This is a genomic window from Sulfurimonas sp., assembly GCF_041563495.1.
In the GTDB taxonomy this organism is placed as follows: domain Bacteria; phylum Campylobacterota; class Campylobacteria; order Campylobacterales; family Sulfurimonadaceae; genus Sulfurimonas.
In genome coordinates, this window is record NZ_JBFFMZ010000003.1 from 17,993 (window position 1) to 33,461 (window position 15,469).

The following is a 15,469-nucleotide window of genomic DNA, read 5'->3' on the forward strand; positions in this document are numbered from 1 at the left end:
CATTCCTCTCAGTTTTAATACTCTACAATACTTTAAATAAAAAATCATAAAGTGTTAAAAAATGAGAATTGATAAATTTTTAAATTCAGTAAATATAACTAAAAGACGCTCTGTTGCACAGGATATGATAAGCAATAATGTTGTTTTGATAAACGACGCAGTAGCAAAAGCAAGTAAAAACGTTGAGGTAGGAAGTATTATTACCATCAACTATCTTAATGAGACGAAAAAATACGAAGTCTTGCAGATTCCTACAACCAAATCAACACCAAAATCCTTACAAGATGAGTATATAAAGGAGGTTTCATGACTTATAACGAAGCTAAAGAGAAGTTTACTTCACTTTTTAACCATGAGATGGATGATACTCAGATGCGAGAGTTTTTACTAAGTATGAAACTTGATGAGCATACTTCTGTAGAAGCGATCGCGGCGGCGGCTGATGTTATGAGAAGCAATGCCATACCTTTGCCGATATCTGATGATATCCGTCATAAAGCTATAGACATAGTAGGAACAGGCGGAGACAAGATAGGAAGTTTTAATATCTCATCAACGGTTGCAATCCTTGTAGCGGCATCCGGTAGTTTCGTTGCAAAACACGGCAGTCGTTCAGTCACTTCAAAATCAGGCAGTGCCGACATGTTTGAGAAACTTGGAGTAAGACTTGATTTGAGTATAGAAAATAGTGCAAGACTTTTAGAAGAGTCAGGCTTTACTTTTATGTTCGCACAGAATCATCATCCTGCAATGAAGTTTATTATGCCTGTAAGAAAAAGTATACCTGATAAGACTATATTTAACATACTTGGACCTTTGACAAATCCTGCCGGAGTAGAGAAGTCTCTGCTTGGAGTATTTGATAAATCATTTGTACCTAAGATGGCAGAAGCTTTAAAGATTAACGGTGCAAAATCGACTATGGTGGTAAGTTCAAAAGAGGGTATGGATGAGATAAGCATTTCTGATGTCACTTATGCATCAAGGCTTCATGACGGTGTTGTTCATGAGTTTGAAATAGACCCGCAGGAGTATGGAATCAAAAGAGTTCCTCTAAAAGCTATAGTAGGCGGAGATGCATCTTTTAATGCAGGTATTTTATACAATATTTTCAATTCAAATGCTACAGATGCACAAAGGGACATAGTGCTTATCAACGCCGCATCTGCACTTATGGTTGATGGAATGGCCCGAGATATTCAAGACGGACTTGAAATTGCACGTGAAGTGATAAAAAGCTCAAAAGCCAAAGAAAAACTAAAGCAAATCATAGAGATTTCAAACAAATTATGATAAATTATCAACTAAAACTAGATGAGATTCATACATTGGCAGAGGAAATTTGCGAAAAATTTCCAAATGGAGTCATTATTTTAAGAGGAGATTTGGCGGCAGGAAAGACGACTTTTGTCAAAGCTCTAGCGAAGCATCTGTGTATAGAAGATGATGTTACTTCTCCAACCTTTTCTCTGCAGCAATGTTATGGAGATAAGATTTTTCACTATGATATTTACAATCACGGTATAGAACATTTTATATCTTTGGGGATGCTTGAAGAGTTAGACAAGGACGGACTTCACTTAGTAGAGTGGGGAGATGATAAACTGGTAGATATCTTAAATTCTGCCGGTATAAAAACATTGACGATCACAATAAAAAAACTAGATGATAATAGTAGAAATTATGAGGTAGATTATGCACACGCTTAAAGCAGTTGAGTTAAAGAAAAAAATCAAAGATTTAGAAATAGTAAAAGGTATGAGCCTTGAAGTGAGCAGCGGAGAAGTCGTTGGACTTCTTGGACCAAACGGTGCAGGAAAGACAACGACTTTTTATATGATATGCGGGCTTGTCGAAGCAAGTGACGGTGAAGTCTTTTTTGATGGTGAAAACCTCTCAAAAATGCCGCTTCATCAAAGAGCAAAAAAAGGAATAGGGTATCTGCCCCAGGAAGCTTCAATATTTAAAGATTTAACAGTAGAAGATAACCTGATGGTTGCAGCCCAAGTTGCAATAGAAGGCAAAGAAGCTCAAGAAGCGAGGATCTTGGAACTTCTTGATATGTTTAACATTGAGCCGATTCGCTACCGTAAGGGTATCAGTCTGAGCGGTGGAGAGAGAAGACGTGTAGAGATAGCAAGAGCCTTAGTCAACAAACCAAAATTCCTGCTTTTGGATGAGCCGTTTGCAGGGGTCGACCCTATCGCGGTCATGGATATACAAAAAGTTATTCATCAGCTTGTCTCTTATGATATCGGTGTACTTATTACAGACCACAATGTTCGTGAGACTTTGGCTGTTTGTGACAGAGCCTATGTTATCAAAGCAGGGGCTCTTTTAGCATACGGAACAAGTGACGAGATAGGACAAAATGCCGATGTCCGTACTCACTATCTAGGTGAGGAATTTAAGCTTTAGGGCTTAGGTGGATTATGGCAGCATTAAGACAAAATACCAGCGTAGAGACGAAACACAAACTTTCAAACACTCTACGTAACTGGCTGCCTATTTTGCATTCAAGCCTTGGTGACCTTGGTGAAGCGATGGCTCCTTTTGTAGAGTCAAACCCTGTCATCGAAGTTGAATCCGGATATGAAGAGGATTTTGAGAAAAGAATCCCAAAAAAGATAATAAACGGACAGGTAAGTAACTCTCGCACCGAGCAGATAGAAGCCTTGACTATTCAAACGAAATCTCTTTATGAAGTCTTGGATGAACAGATAGGAAAGCCGCTGTTTCCCACGCCAATCTCTCAAGAAATAGCACAGTTTATCGTAGAAAATCTTGATGAAAATGGCTATTACGAAGGCGATAGTGACTCTTTTTGCGCTAAAAACTCTATTTCATTGGATGAGTTTGAGAAAATTCGTCTTAGATTTGCACATGTAGAACCGGTCGGAATAGCCGCAAAAGATTTGGCAGAATCATTTTTGTTTCAGTTGGACAGCTCGGATATAAGTGATGAAGCTTACCCTTTGTGTTTAGAGGTAATAGCCAACATACAGGATATACACGAGTTTTCTTCAAGAGAACACTTTAGTGAAGTAATGCGTGTTTTAGGAACGTTCAAAAACCCTCCTTCAATTGAGTATCAAGAAGAGTCCGCTCAGGTTGTACCTGACCTTATGATATTTTTCAATGATGAAGATTCAATTGAGATAAAACTAAACGATGCCTATTATCCGACTATACACATAGACACCAATTACGCCGTAGAACATGATTTTATAACGCAAAAGATTAAAGAAGCAAAGAGCTTGGTAGATGCACTTGATATGAGACGCGCAACACTCTATAAAGTAGGTCTTATGATAGTCGAGTATCAGTATGAGTTCTTTACGGGCGGACAGATCATGCCTCTTACGCTAAAGACTCTGGCTGATGAGTTTGGACATAACCCATCAACTATCTCACGTGCAATTGCAAACAAGTATATAGCTTGCGACAGAGGTGTCCTTGCCATGAAAGAGTTCTTTACAACAGCCATAGATGAAGATGTCTCAAATGCGGCTATTAAAGAGTTCCTTATTGGTCTGGTTAAACAAGAAAGCAAAGAAAAACCGCTTAGCGATATGAAACTACTCGATTTAATCCAGGATAAATTTAAAGTAAAAATGGTCAGACGAACCATTGCAAAATACAGAAAACAGCTCAATATAGCAGGTTCAAGTGAAAGGAAAAAACTCTATCATTTACATTAAAAAGAGACTTGACGAAGAGGCAAAAAAGCGTGATAAGGCAGGTGAAGTCTCCGTTGATAGATTAGACCCTATTTTAGTGGCACATCGCTACAAAGACCCGACCATATCACTCATCTGTGCACTGTTTGCATACGGTAATGTAACGCAGATAGTAAAATTTTTGGATTCACTCGACTTTTCACTTTTGCAAAAGAGTGATGATGAGATAAGAGAAGCTTTAAAAAACCACTACTACAGATTTCAAAAAAGTGAAGATGTCGTAGCTCTATTTATATCTTTAAAACGATTAAACGAGATTACAACTCTTGAAGAAGTATTTACCAAAGCATATAGCACAAACTCCGACGTTATTGATGGGATAAATGCCCTTATAGAGATGCTCATTTCTTTGTATCCGCATAATTCACAAGGTTATAATTTTTTAACATCAAAAGTAACTACCAAAACAAAGGGTTCGGGAGCCCTGAAGCGATGGATGATGTTTCTTAGATGGATGGTAAGAGAAGATAATATAGACATGGGACTATGGAGCGGTGTAGATAAAAAAGACCTTATTATGCCTCTGGATACCCACACCTTTAATGTCTCTAAAAGACTCGGGCTTTTGCAGAGAAAAACATATGATTTGCAAGCTGCCATAGAACTTACACAGATGCTAAAAACTTTCGATGCAGATGACCCGTTAAAATATGATTTTGCGCTCTACCGCATAGGTCAAGAGAAGATTTTGTAAAATAAACGATTCTTTTTGAGTATTTTTATTAATTGTTAATTTATATATGTGTATGATAACCAATCAAGGACATTTATGAGACAGATTATCTTACTACTTTTATTGACATTAGGCCTCTGGGCTAAAGCAATTACGCCTAATGAAGTTTATGCTCAGGCTATGCTCATTTCTGAAGAAACTCACATTTTGTTAAAATATTATGGTATTAAACATGATCATGAAGGAATAATTAAAAGATACACTCATAAAATAGCATTAAAACCACGTAATGTGTGGCAAATGACCTATGAAATAGCACTAAAAATAAATATTTTAAGAACTGCACATAATCTTCCTATTATAGAGCCCGTAAATATGACACCAGTTCTTAATCTTAATCCCGATTTGGTTTATGAGCAGACACAGAGAATTTTGACAGAAATAAAGATTTTTAAATATAGAGTAGGCATTAAAAATGAAGAGTTAAAAGTAAAAAAATATAAAAATAAGACTCCTTTAGATGTATTTAATTTGCTTAATCGTATTACAGCTTCATTTGATGAACTAAACAGAGCTGCATTTACTCCATCGTATGTATTTGGTGAAACAATGCGTGTATATGAAGACCTTAATACAATCTTGAGATATCTAAAAATAAAAGACACTACCATTCCTGATAAAAGAAATGTTAAAGCAACGCCCTCAGATTCATTTGAAGTTGCAATGAATGTTCTAAATAAAATAAATAAGCTTCAACACAGTGTAGGAATCGATATAGTTGATTTTTCAGTTTTTAGGAAAAAAAATATAAAACCTAGAGATGTCTTTACAATAACACAGATGATAATAGCCGAACTTCAAACTATCAAGGCCTACATAGGTCTAAAAGATTATATTACACCGGCTGCTACCACTTATATTAATAAGTCGCCTGCAGATGTTGAACAGTTGATGACATGGAATTTAAGAAAAATATCACTTATTGATATAAGTGCAATGAGATTACAATGAATATAGCCGTTTCAATAAAAAATAAGATTTTTGCTATTTTCATAGTCGTTTTGACCATAGGTATCGGTTTTGTAGGTTTATATGGCTTTAAAACTGCTTCAGACGGTTATCTTAAGAATGCCTATGAACTTAGTGAACATGGAACAAACATCTTATCTACGGAGATTGAAGGGCAGTTAAAACATGTTACAAAAGATGCCTTATACATAAAAGAGTTTTATGCTCTTAAAAGATACATGATTTGGGAATCAATGTCGGTAGAGTCAAAATCTCATATGTGGAAGCATATCTTTTCAGATGCATTGTTGGATTTTTTAAGTGCGCAAAAAGATTACTATCAGATTAGGATTTTAGACCTCAATGGAAATGAGTTAATAAAAGTTGTATATGATGAAGATAAAGATGCCGCTGTTTTGATAAAAGATTCTGAACTTCAGAACAAAAGAGGAAGAGATTACGCAGAAATCCCGAAAAAGTTGGAAAAAAATAAGTTTTTTATATCTGATATGAATCTAAATATTGAACATAAAAGAATTGAAAAGCCATATATACCGGTTGTTCGTTACTCAACTCCTATAATAGACGATAACGGCGATAAACTTGGAATATTCGTAGTAAATATTTACGCTCATAATGTTATTGATATAATACAAAGAGCTTTAGCAGAGAATGCAGATAAGGGGGCTTCTTATTTTCTAATTGATAAGAATGGTAACTATCTTTTTAATAAAGATGAAGACAAGATGTGGGGAGCTCAGCTTAGCGGCAAACCAAACTTTAATAATGAACATTTTAATCTAAAAAAATTTATGAAAGATAAGTCAAAAGGCACTTTTATGCATAATGATAAGATATATTCATATCATGTTGTGCATCCTTTAAAAGAAAACAGCGATAACCATTGGTACATTATATCCAGTGTTGATACTGATATTGCCTTAGCTCAACTTGATTACTTCAAAATTATATTTATGTTAGTTATCTTTTTTGTGATTGTTCTTAGTTTTTTTGTCATCAGGCACTATCTATCGAAGATAACAACTCCTTTAAGTATGATCTCTTCTAAATTAAAAGCGCTTTCAAACGGTGAAATAAGAAAAGAGGAAATAGTATATAAATATGATGATGAAGTAGGTGATATTGTACATTCAACAAGAAGAGTTATTGATGCAATAGAAACAACTATAAATCAAGCAAATTCAGTAGCTGACGGTAATTTTTCAAAAGATATAGAACTTCTTGGTAAAAATGATAAACTTGGTCTTGCAATTATAAATATGACAAAAAGATTGAAAGAAATTTCAAATCTTGCGGAGATATTATCTACAGGAAACTATGATACCAAAGTCATAGCAAAAAGTAGTGATGACAAGCTGGGCTTAGCTCTTATAGATATGATCTCTTATCTGGAATCAGTAACAAAGGTTGCGGAGTCAATTGCCAAGGGTGAAATAAATATAGATTATAAAATTGTTGGAGAAGATGATAGACTGGGTATAGCAATGTTGAAAATGATAAGCTATCTCAAGACTATTTTGCAACATGCAAATGCTATTTCAAGAGAGGATTTTTCCCATACCATAGAAGTAAAATCAAAAAATGATGAGCTTGGTATCGCGTTAGAAAAAATGACGGAGATGCTTGAGTCTAATGCGATTAAAAATAAAAATGACATCTATTTCAGTGACGGTATTGGAGAGTTCAGTGATAAGCTTACGGGAATAAGTGACACCTTGGAATTGTCAAAACAAGCAATAACAATAGCTTGTAGATATGTAAGTGCAGCTGCAGGAGTCGTTTATGTCTTTGATAGGGAAAAACAAGAGTTAGGTCTAATCGCATCTTTTTCAATGAATATAAGAGAAGATATATCAAAAGTATTTAATCTTGGTGAAGGAATAGTAGGTCAGGTTGGACTTGAAAAAGAACCTATTTTACTTAAAAACATTAAAGATGAACTTTATGAGATACAAACAGGAACAACTATTTTAAAACCTAAAGAAGTCTTTACATATCCTCTTGTTCACGAGGGTGAACTCTTTGGTGTAGTGGAGATTATGAGTTTGGACACCTTTAGTGAAGTACAGCAGGATTATTTATTAAAATCGGCTGCAATCTTTGCTACTTCTCTTTTTGCGGCAACTCAAAATACGCAGATAAAAGTTCTTCTTGAAGACTCTAAAAGAGCCTATGAAGAACTTCAAGTTCAGAGTGAAGAGTTACAAGAATCAAATGTTCAGATGGAAGAACAGCAACAACAGCTTACTCTTCAAGCTAAAGAGATGAAGATTAAAAACAATGAGTTGATTCAGGCTAAGGAAGACCTGAATAAGAGAGCCGAAGATTTAGAAAAAGCAAGCAGATATAAAAGCGAATTTTTAGCGAATATGTCTCATGAACTTCGTACACCGCTCAATTCAATAATACTTCTCTCGAAACTCCTTACACAAAACACAAACGAGACACTCAGTGAAAGTGACGTATCTAAAACTTCTGTTATATACAAAGCCGGCAATGATTTACTTCTTCTCATAAATGATATTTTGGATTTAAGCAAGATAGAATCAGGAAATATGGAGTTAAATGATGCTGAAGTTCATACAGAGACAATATGTAAAGAGATGGAAGACCTTTTTACAGAAATAGCTAAAGATAAAAAAATAGGTTTTGAGATAAAAGACAGTTTTAAGAGCAGTTTCGTTGTTGATAGAACAAAACTTTTTCAAATTATAAAAAACCTGCTTTCAAATGCTTTTAAATTTACAAAATCAGGCGGAGTCAATATGTCAATATTTAAAAACAATAATGACATGTTCATAGAAGTGTCTGATAGCGGAATAGGAATACCGGAAGCTAAACTTAATCTGATATTTGAAGCATTCAAGCAAGTTGATGGAAGTATAAGTAGAGAGTATGGCGGGACGGGATTGGGTCTTTCCATAAGTAAAACATTTATAGATTTAATGAGAGGTAAAATAGAAGTAGAATCTAAAGAGGGAGAAGGCTCTCTCTTTAGAATTATTCTTCCGATTAAAAAAGAGAATGTCATAGTTAAAGCTCCTCTTGAAGTTGAATCTGAGGAATTAATAATAGAAGATGATGAATCAGAGATCTTTGATTCAGAACTTTTAAGAGATAAAAATATTTTAATAGTTGATGATGACAGTAGAAATATTTTTACACTCTCTTCGGTTATTCAGGAGTTAGGTGCTGATACTTACAGCGCACTAAACGGTAAGGATGCCTTTGATTTACTAGAACGTGAAGAGGCAAATATGGATGTGATTTTGATGGACATAATGATGCCTGTTATGGATGGGTTGAAATCAATTAAGAAAATAAAATCAGATGATAGGTTTAAACATATTCCAATCATTGCGGTAACTGCAAAAACCATGAAAGAAGACAAAAGAGAGTGTTATGAGGCAGGTGCTAATGACTACTTAGCCAAACCAATAGATCAGAATGCTCTGATATCAATGTTAAAGGCTTGGACTAAATAATGAGGGATGATATAAATTGCTGAAGTTTATAAGATTAGAAAGAGAATGTAAAATAGCTATTTCCAGTAGTGTCAGTGATAATGAAATCATTGAATTACAAGAACTTTTAAATGAGGATTTTTACTTATATACTATACATTTTACTTACATATACAATATCCCCACCGGTTTGATAGAGCTTTTATATAAACATATAGAAATTTTGAAAAAAAACGTAAACATAGTAGTAAATAAAAGCAGACTTTCTAAATATCTAAATTACATAGGCTTTAAAGGGCTGTTTATATCTGAATTAAAAGATAGAGAGTGTAAAAATCCAAATATTAACGTCATAGCTATCGGCGGAAGTGCTAACAGCAGTGAAAAATTTATAGAAATACTATCAAATATCGACACTAAAGAGTTTGCGATTTTTATAATTCAGCATATCAATCCAAAAATGAACGGTGTTTTTGACGAGATTTTATCTAACTATGTAAAGAGTGATATTTGCTATGCAGCTAATGGTATGAAAGTCGAAAAAGGGCATATATATCTAGCAGAAAAAAACAAGCATATGAAAGTAAAAAATTCACAAATCTATTTGGATGAAGAATCTTTTGTAAATGCAGCAAGACCTTCTATTTCTGTTAGTTTTAACTCTTTAAGCAATGAATATAAAGATAATCTTTTGGTTATTCTAAGCTGCGGGCATTCCAATGACGGGGTTGATTCTCTGCAAAATCTTAGAAAAAACAATTCGGTTATAATAGTACAAGACCCTGATTCATGTGAGGCAGATTCAATCCCTACCCAAGCAAAAAAAGCTAAATTTTATGACTTCATTTTTGATACAAAAGACATAGCTTCTTACATCAGATGCATGAGTCTGCATTTTGATACGCATGATGAATGGATAAAGTACTTGCTGGATGAGATATATGTCAGATATGAGTATGATTTTAGACTATATCAACTTGATTCTGTAAAAAGAAGAGTTGAGCAGTTTATGATTAAGCATAGAATCAAAAATATTAAATCATTTGTAATTTTGGTTTTATTCAATAAATCTGCATTCAAATCTCTTTTTATGGATTTATCCATAAATGTAACAGAATTTTTTAGAAGAGTAGAAGATTCCAAAAAAATGATTGATGTCATTAACAAAGAGCATAAGCACTGTTATAATATAAAAATATGGAGTGCCGGATGCAGCAGTGGAGAAGAGGTTTATTCGATGGCAATAATTTTAAACGAATTGGGTCTTTTAGAAAAAAGTCTGATTTATGCAACTGATTTTAATCCTGTCATTATTGAGGAAGCAAAAAATGCCATTTACTCTCTTGAGAGTTTCAACAAGGCTAAGAAAGCATATGAACAGCTTCACTTTAAATTACCGTTAGAAGAGTACTTTGAAATAAATAAAAGATTTGTAAAAGTTAAAGAAAATCTAAAACACAATGTGCTGTTTTTTGTCCATAATCTGCAAAGAGACAGTGTATTTAATGAGTTTGATATGATTGAATGTAAAAATGTAATGATATACTTTGACGATAAACTAAAACAGAGTGTCTTCAAAATATTTTATGATTCATTGAAATTCGGTGGACACTTGTTTTTAGGTCCAAATGAAATATTACCTGTTAGTTTTGACAATAGATTTAAACAAAGTGAAGACGGCAGCAAAATATATAAGAAAGTGGCTTAATGAAAAGAATTTTATGTGTTGATGATATAGAAACAAATCTTTTTACACTAGAAGCTCTGTTTGAGGCTCATCAAAAAGACAACTATACAGTTGTTAGTGCAAAGTCTGGTAAAGAAGCCTTGAACGTGTTGTTGTCTCAAGAGATAGATATTATACTGCTTGATATAATGATGCCGGAACTTGACGGATATGAAACAGCCAAGCTTATCTTAAAAAATAAGAAGACAAAACATATTCCAACCATTTTTTTGACGGCTAAAAAAGATAATGATACAGTCTCCAAATGTTATCAAGCCGGAGGTGTAGATTATCTCAGTAAACCGTATAATGAACAAGAACTCTTTGCAAGAATCAAATTTCATCTTGATTTGCTTGAGAGTAAAAGAGTTTTGGAAGTAGAGAAGAAGTTTACACAGGATATTTTGGATATGCAGGATAATCTGGTTGTTATATCCGACGGTAAGAAGGTATTAAGAATCAACAAAGCCGTAAGTGGATTTTTTAATCTTAAAAACATTGATGAGTTTAGAAATAAATACATTTGCATCTGTCATACTTTTGTACATGAAGATGGGTATTTTCATCTTGGACTTATAGAAGATGAAGAACTTTGGGTGGATGTTTTATTGGAAAAACTCAAAGAAGAAGATGTGTTGGTCTTGATACAGGACGTTAAAAGTTTAGAGTTAAACTCTTTTAATATAAAAGCTAAAATTTTCGGTAATGACTACCTTATTACTTTGACAAACATAACATCATTTGATGCGGAGTCAAAACATAATAAGCATGATGCTTCTTATGACAGCTTAACAAATATATATAATAGAACTAAATTAAATGAACTTTTACTTCAGCAAATAAAAGCTTCTAAAAACTCAACAAATACTTTTTCGTTTGTGTTAATTGATATAGATTTTTTTAAAGATGTAAATGATACTTACGGGCATCTTGTCGGTGATGCCGTGTTGGTGCAGATAACAAAGGTTATTAAAACGCATATAAGAGAAAGTGATATATTTGCAAGATGGGGTGGAGAAGAGTTTGTTCTTGTCCTTCCGCATGTAAACTCAAATAAAGCTCAAATCATTGCAAATAACTTAAGAGTTAAGATAGAAGAAGAACACTTTGCTGAAGTAAATAAAATTACTTGCAGTTTTGGATTGACAGGTTATAAAAACGGAGACAATATTGACAGTATAACTCAAAGAGCAGATATGGCACTATATGATGCCAAAGGTGCAGGGAGAAATTTGGTATGCAGACTAGATTGATAAACAGTTATAATATCCTTAGTGTGGATGATAATCAAAATAATCTTTTTACTCTAAGCGCACTTTTTGAAAATGCACGAAATGTTAATATCATAGAAGCTTTAAGTGCAAAAATAGCGCTTGATGTATTGATTAAAGAGGAAATAGACCTTATATTGCTCGATGTTCAGATGCCGGAGATTAATGGCTTTGAGGTTGCAAAGCTGATTAAATCAAATAAGAGAACAAAAAATATTCCCATTATTTTTATAACGGCAATCTTTAAAAGTGAAGAGTTTGTAAAAGAGGGCTTTGAGATAGGTGCTGTTGATTATTTGACTAAACCCATAGATGATAGGCAGCTTCTAAATAAGATTACACTTTATTTGGAAATATTTGAACAAAATCATAAGCTGTTGCAGAGCGAAAAAAAGTTTACAGATATAGCACAAAGCATAGGTGACGGTATTTACACTTTAGATTTAAACAATATGGTGACTTTTATAAACAACCAAGGACTTAATATGCTTGGTTTTGAGTCTCATGAATTAATGGGTAAAGAGATACATCAATATATTCATTATAAAGATATTAATAATAAACCAATAAAATCAAGTGAATGTTCAATCCATAAATCAATGCAAGACGGTGGAGTGTATAAAAACTCTAATGAGCATCTCATAAAAAAAGACGGAACTTTCCTGCCTGTTTCAATCTCTGCGACTCCCTTATATGTAAATAATAAAATAGTCGGTTCGGTTACGGTTTTTAGAGATAGAACAGAACAAGAAAAGATAGTAGTTCTTGAAGAAGAAAAAATAAAAAATCAAGAACAGATAATCCATTCTATGATTGATATGATAGAGTCAAGGGACTCTTATACGGCAGGACATACAAAAAGAGTTGCACACTATTGTGAGTTAATAGCTACAGAGATGGAGTACGGCCAAAAAGAGATCGATATCCTAAAAAAAGCGGCTTGGCTTCATGATATAGGTAAAATCTCAACACCAGACAGTGTCTTGTTAAAGCCAAGTAGGTTAAACAATGTAGAGTATGAGCTTATTAAAGAGCATTTATCAAGCGGTTATGAGATGCTGCGAAAAATAGACCAATACAGCGTTATTGCAGAGATTATGAGAGAGCATCATGAAAAATATGACGGCAGCGGTTATCCAAGAGGCTTAAAAGCAAATGCCATAATGCCTCTTAGCAGGATTATGATAGTTGCAGATGCCTTTGATGCCATGACCACGGATAGAGTTTACAAGCCGAAGAAAAGTGTCAAAGTAGCCTTGGAGGAACTTAAAGAGTTAAGTGCTCAACATTTTCATCCTGAAGTAGTAAAAGCTTCTTTAAAGGCACTGGCAAAAGTGGATGTCAACGCTGATATATCACAGCTTCCACAATCATCCTTAGAAGAGCAGAGATTTTCCTATTTTTATAAAGACAGACTTACAAACCTCTTTATAATCGATTATCTTTCACTTATATTAAGATACCATATACATTCAAATTCAGTATATTTATACAGTGTTAAATTACATAATTTCAGTGAGTATAATCAAAAATTTGGTTGGTCAGAAGGTGATAAGCTACTGGCTGAGTTTGCTGGCGTTATTGATGAATTATATGATAATAGTGTGGTTTTTAGAGTAGAAGGCGATGATTTTATGATTCTTAGTGAAGTTAAAAGGAAAACGATAAAAGATGATATACTCAAAAGCGATATACTGAAAGATTCTTTGGTCGGTTTGAGTATTAGTGAAAAATATATAGAAAATATAAAAGAAAAAAGTGAAAAAGTATTATACGAAGAATTTAAAAAAGAGATTAATTACTAAAGCAGGTTTATGCTTTCGTTATTGACATTTATAAAAAGCTTTATTAATTTTCGATATAATCGCCTTAAAAATATGTAACTATTTTAACATATTAAGAACTATTATAAAGGACATGATATGGAATGCGAATTTCCTTTAGTTAATTCAAATAGACAAGAGATAGAAGAGATTTTTAACGAAGTAAAGACTATAGCTGTTTTGGGCTTATCTCCAGATGCAGAAAAACCGAGTCACAGAGTTGCCAAATACCTTCAAGAGGAAGGTTTTAAGATAGTTCCGGTATATCCAAAAGAAGATACTATTTTGGGTGAGAAAGTATATAGAACACTTGCAGAAATCCCGTTTGCAGTTGATATGGTAGATATATTTAGAGCATCCAAAGCTCTAGATGCAGTCGCAGAAGCTTGTATAGCAAGAGGAGATGTGAAAGTCTTCTGGGCTCAAAAAGAGATAGTAAATAACGCAGCTGCACAAAAAGCTAAAGATGCCGGAATGAAAGCGGTTCAAAATAAGTGTACTATGATAGAACACAAAGCATTGAAAGGCGAGTAGTATTGTTAGATATAAATAAGATTTACGAGGCAAGAGAGCGCATAAAAGATGTTATTGTAGAGACACCTTTTTCATATGCACCATATTTGAGCGAGATATCATCAAGTAGGGTATATCTTAAAAAAGAGAATTTACAGGTAACAGGTGCCTTTAAAATAAGAGGTGCTTACAACAAAATAGCGTCACTTACGGAAGCTCAAAAAGGATGTGGCGTTATTGCTGCCAGTGCAGGAAATCATGCTCAAGGCGTAGCTCTTTCTGCTTCAAAATTTAATATACGTGCAGTAATCGTAATGCCTGAATCAACTCCGTTGACAAAAATAGACGGTGTTAAGTATTACGGAGCAGAGGTTATATTGGCTGGGGCAAACTATGATGAGGCGTACGCTTATGCACTTTCATATGGAGAAAAGAACTCTTTGACTTTTGTTCATCCGTTTGAAGATGAGGAAGTTATGGCCGGTCAGGGTACTTTGGCTCTTGATATTATAGACTCTTGTAATGATTTAGATGCTATTGTGATTCCTGTAGGTGGCGGTGGTCTTATCGCTGGTATGTCTACCGCTATTAAAAGTATAAACCCCAACATAGAAGTAATTGGTGTAAGCGCAAAAGGTGCTCCTGCTTTTAAGAACTCATATGAACTTAAAAAACCGGTAGACAGTTTAAGTGTAAGAACTATTGCCGATGGTATAGCTGTTCGTGATACTTCAGAGATAACACTGAAGTATGCTCTTGAAAATGTAGATGATATTATTAGTGTCGATGACGAAGAGATAGCAAGTGCCATATTATCCTTACTAGAAAAACAAAAACTCGTTGTTGAAGGTGCAGGAGCTGCATCTGTAGCTGCAATGCTTCATAACAAGCTGGAACATTTAAAGGGTAAAAAAGTAGCTCTTGTTCTTAGTGGCGGAAATATGGATGTAACTCTTCTTTCTGTTATTATTGAAAAAGGTCTTTTAAAATCAGGCAGAAAAATGAAGGTGACAGTTACCTTGGTAGACAAACCGGGCTCACTTATGAGATTTACAGAGATACTTAAAGACTTAAATGCAAACATCGTACATATCGCTTATGATAGAACTTCTATCTCCCTTGATTACGGAGATGCCAATGTTACCGTTCATATGGAGACTAAAGGTGAAGAGCATCAGCAAGAGATTAAGGATGTACTGAAAAACGAAGGTTATTTAAGAGATTATTAAC

The 15,469-nt window shown here is 34.0% G+C and carries 13 protein-coding genes; all 13 read left to right on the plus strand.

The window, feature by feature from the left end:
* Positions 1-61 precede the first annotated feature (61 nt).
* Entirely contained in the window at positions 62-310 is a 249-nt protein-coding gene (locus tag ABYK18_RS03610; RefSeq protein WP_373035268.1) for an RNA-binding S4 domain-containing protein, read from the plus strand.
* Entirely contained in the window at positions 307-1,293 is a 987-nt protein-coding gene (gene trpD, locus ABYK18_RS03615) for an anthranilate phosphoribosyltransferase (RefSeq protein ID WP_373035269.1), read from the plus strand. The genes ABYK18_RS03610 and trpD overlap by 4 nt, the downstream gene beginning before the upstream one ends.
* A complete protein-coding gene (gene tsaE / locus ABYK18_RS03620) occupies positions 1,290-1,709 on the plus strand; it encodes a tRNA (adenosine(37)-N6)-threonylcarbamoyltransferase complex ATPase subunit type 1 TsaE (protein ID WP_373035270.1) in 420 nt (139 codons plus the stop codon). The genes trpD and tsaE overlap by 4 nt, the downstream gene beginning before the upstream one ends.
* On the plus strand, positions 1,696-2,418 hold the full coding sequence (gene lptB, locus ABYK18_RS03625) for an LPS export ABC transporter ATP-binding protein (protein ID WP_373035272.1): 723 nt from the start codon (positions 1,696-1,698) through the stop codon (positions 2,416-2,418). The genes tsaE and lptB overlap by 14 nt, the downstream gene beginning before the upstream one ends.
* Positions 2,419-2,432: 14 nt before the next feature.
* Positions 2,433-3,701: an RNA polymerase factor sigma-54 gene (locus ABYK18_RS03630; protein WP_373035273.1), complete on the plus strand. Its 1,269-nt coding sequence runs from the start codon at positions 2,433-2,435 to the stop codon at positions 3,699-3,701.
* Positions 3,670-4,434, plus strand: a complete 765-nt coding sequence (locus ABYK18_RS03635; RefSeq protein WP_373035275.1) for a TIGR02757 family protein — start codon at positions 3,670-3,672, stop codon at positions 4,432-4,434. The genes ABYK18_RS03630 and ABYK18_RS03635 overlap by 32 nt, the downstream gene beginning before the upstream one ends.
* 75 nt (positions 4,435-4,509) lie before the next feature.
* Positions 4,510-5,424, plus strand: coding sequence for a hypothetical protein (locus ABYK18_RS03640; protein WP_373035277.1), 915 nt, complete (start codon positions 4,510-4,512; stop codon positions 5,422-5,424).
* On the plus strand, positions 5,421-8,927 hold the full coding sequence (locus ABYK18_RS03645) for an ATP-binding protein (RefSeq protein ID WP_373035278.1): 3,507 nt from the start codon (positions 5,421-5,423) through the stop codon (positions 8,925-8,927). Before ABYK18_RS03640 ends, ABYK18_RS03645 begins: the two co-directional genes overlap by 4 nt.
* Positions 8,928-8,943: 16 nt before the next feature.
* A complete protein-coding gene (locus ABYK18_RS03650) occupies positions 8,944-10,614 on the plus strand; it encodes a CheR family methyltransferase (protein ID WP_373035279.1) in 1,671 nt (556 codons plus the stop codon).
* A complete protein-coding gene (locus ABYK18_RS03655; RefSeq protein ID WP_373035280.1) occupies positions 10,614-11,885 on the plus strand; it encodes a diguanylate cyclase in 1,272 nt (423 codons plus the stop codon). The genes ABYK18_RS03650 and ABYK18_RS03655 overlap by 1 nt, the downstream gene beginning before the upstream one ends.
* Positions 11,870-13,708: an HD domain-containing phosphohydrolase gene (locus tag ABYK18_RS03660; protein ID WP_373035281.1), complete on the plus strand. Its 1,839-nt coding sequence runs from the start codon at positions 11,870-11,872 to the stop codon at positions 13,706-13,708. The genes ABYK18_RS03655 and ABYK18_RS03660 overlap by 16 nt, the downstream gene beginning before the upstream one ends.
* A 117-nt stretch (positions 13,709-13,825) precedes the next feature.
* The gene (locus ABYK18_RS03665) at positions 13,826-14,260 is read left to right on the plus strand and encodes a CoA-binding protein (protein WP_373035282.1); all 435 of its coding nucleotides are present in this window, start codon (positions 13,826-13,828) and stop codon (positions 14,258-14,260) included.
* Between the two features lie 2 nt (positions 14,261-14,262).
* Positions 14,263-15,468: a threonine ammonia-lyase gene (gene ilvA / locus ABYK18_RS03670; protein ID WP_373035283.1), complete on the plus strand. Its 1,206-nt coding sequence runs from the start codon at positions 14,263-14,265 to the stop codon at positions 15,466-15,468.
* The last annotated feature ends 1 nt before the right edge of the window (position 15,469 follow it).